The organism is Streptomyces sp. NPDC060366 (assembly GCF_042725135.1).
GTDB lineage: Bacteria > Actinomycetota > Actinomycetes > Streptomycetales > Streptomycetaceae > Streptomyces.
In genome coordinates this window covers 1-2,254 of the sequence record NZ_JBHXDC010000053.1, presented here as the reverse complement: position 1 = coordinate 2,254, position 2,254 = coordinate 1, and the positions used below count along the sequence as shown (strand labels likewise).

The 2,254-nt window shown below is 70.5% G+C and carries 2 protein-coding genes; both read right to left on the bottom strand.

Annotated elements, in window-relative coordinates; translation table 11 throughout:
- Positions 1 to 207: 207 nt before the first annotated feature.
- The gene (locus ACFWHU_RS38535) at positions 208 to 780 is read right to left on the bottom strand and encodes a hypothetical protein (RefSeq protein ID WP_385792177.1); all 573 of its coding nucleotides are present in this window, start codon (positions 778 to 780) and stop codon (positions 208 to 210) included.
- A 283-nt stretch (positions 781 to 1,063) separates the two neighbouring features.
- Positions 1,064 to 2,026, bottom strand: a complete 963-nt coding sequence (locus ACFWHU_RS38530) for a threonine/serine dehydratase (RefSeq protein WP_387231014.1) — start codon at positions 2,024 to 2,026, stop codon at positions 1,064 to 1,066.
- Positions 2,027 to 2,254 lie beyond the last annotated feature (228 nt).

The window sequence follows — 2,254 nt, the reverse complement described above, 5'->3', positions numbered from 1 at the left end:
CTTGTGGATGGACCAGCCGTACTTGGCCGAGTCCGACAACGCGGCGAGGTGCCGTGCCAGGCGTCGTGGGCCAGGCGGGACTTTGAAGACACGGCGTAGGGGCGCCTTTCGCCGTGACCTACGGCGAAAGGCGGGCCGACCGTCGTGCGCGGTCGGCCCGCCCCATCGGCGAGCGCCTGTCAGCTCGATTCCCCGAGGATCAAGGGATCAGCTGCACATGGTCGTGCGCATCACGTCGGCCTGACTGGCCCAGCTGGCGCAGCCCGTGCCGGAGTGCCCGTACCAGTTGTGGCCGAACTCGTGGGCGGCCAGCAGCGCGAAGTCGCCGACCATGGTGGACAGTTCGATGCGCTGACCCGCGCCCCAGTTGCAGCCCACGACGTTGCTTCCGCCGCAGCCCTGCACGTAGCCGCCGACACAGGACACGGGCGTACCGCTGGACGCCGTCTCGGTGCCGGAGCCCCAGTAGTTGGCGCCTTGGCGTATCGCGCCTTCGCGACCGCTACAGGACGAGGTGATGTGGTAGCTCCAGGCCGGTACCCGAACGGCGCGCTCGTCGGCCTTGACCGTCGGCAGGTCCGACAGGTTGCCGGCGTCACCGGTCTTGAAGCGGGGTGCGGGGGTGGCGTCCGCGGCGACAGCGGCCTCGGCGGACTGCGTCACGGCGGCGGGACGGGCGATGTCACTGTTCTCGACGGCGTTGGCCGACGTGGGGAGCGCGAAGAGAAGGGCGGCGGCGACGGCCGAGGCCCCAGCGATTCTTCGGATTGACGAGAGCATGACATATCTCCTTGTGGGGGGAGCGGCGCACATTCATGCCGGTGCGACCCGTCATGGACGACGCCGCGAGACTCGGGCCCGCGGGACGGGCCCCGTACATGGGGGGATCGGCAGCAAAGTACGTGCGCCCGTGCCGCGCGCCTATCCGGATCCCCCGACATACGGATACGCAAAGAATCCCCGGCAACGGAGTCGCCGGGGACGGGTGCGGGCTCTCAACGAGCCCTCAATCGGCCCTGGACCACGACGTGGCCGGGTCGTGGCCGGGTCCTGGACCGGGCCGTCAGCGGAGGTTGAAGCGTTCCGCCCAGGACATGACGTCCGCCGTCGTCGCGTTGCCGCCGCACAGCACCAGGCCCAGGCGCGCGTCGCCGCCGACGCGTTCGAGTACGCGGCGGGCGGCCGGGACCAGACAGCCTGCGGCCGGTTCGGCCCAGACCTTCGCGTGGTTGGCGAGGTCGAGAGTGCCCTGGACGGCCTCGGCGTCCGAGACGACGAGCACTTCGCTGACCAGGTCGGTCACATGGTCGTAGGTGATCCGCGAGACCGTGGGCGCGCTGAGTGTGGAGACGATGGACGACAACTGGACCGGTTTCGGCCCCCCGGCCGCCAGCGCCTCGGACATGGCCTGCGCGCCGACGGTCTCGACGCCCCAGATCCGTACGCCGGGCCGCCGCGCGTGCAGCGCGGCCGCGACGCCCGAGATGAGCGCGCCGCCGCCGATCGAGACGAGCACATCCGTGATCTCGGCGCTCGCGTCGTCGGCGAGTTCGAGACCGACCGTGCCCTGTCCGGCGACGACCACCGGGTCGTCGAAGGGATGGACCATGGTCAGTCCGTCGGCCTGGAGCCGGGACATGAGCGCGAACGCGTCGTCCATCGTGTCGGTCAGCCGCACCGTCGCACCGGCCGCCTCCGCGATCTCGACGGCGCGCGCGGGCGCGGACTTCGCCATGACGACGGTGGCCTTCACGCCGAGCGCCTCGGACATGACCGCGACGGAGATCGCGTGGTTGCCGCCGCTCACCGCCACCACCCCGGCCGCGCGGTCCGCCTCGCTCAGGGACAGGAGCTTCGCCGTCGCCCCGCGTGCCTTGAAGGAGCCGGTGCGCTGGAGCACCTCCAGCTTGGCGGTGACGGGAACCCCGAGCAGCGCCGACAGCCCGGGGCTCTCGACCGTAGGCGTACGCACGACATGTCCGGCGATCAGTCCCGCCGCCGCTTCGATGTCCGAGATGCCGATCACGACACGTACCTCCTGTTGACAGCCGGTTGCCGCCGCTTCTGGAGACCGTACAGACCGCCGTCCGTGAGGTCGGGCCGGGGTGCCCGGACACGACGTACACACACCGCCTCGTACCGCCGAGCGCCGGACACGACTTAGACCGTGTCCTATGTGGGTGGTCGCTCGTTGGGCTGTTTATGGGGCGGGGTACGTGGAGTTGGATTGTTCCGGACGGACTGTGGGAGATCG

Excerpts from the sequence above, each read along its gene's own strand:
- ACFWHU_RS38535 (WP_385792177.1), bottom strand. The coding sequence starts at position 780 with ATGCTCTCGTCAATCCGAAGAATCGCTGGGGCCTCGGCCGTCGCCGCC.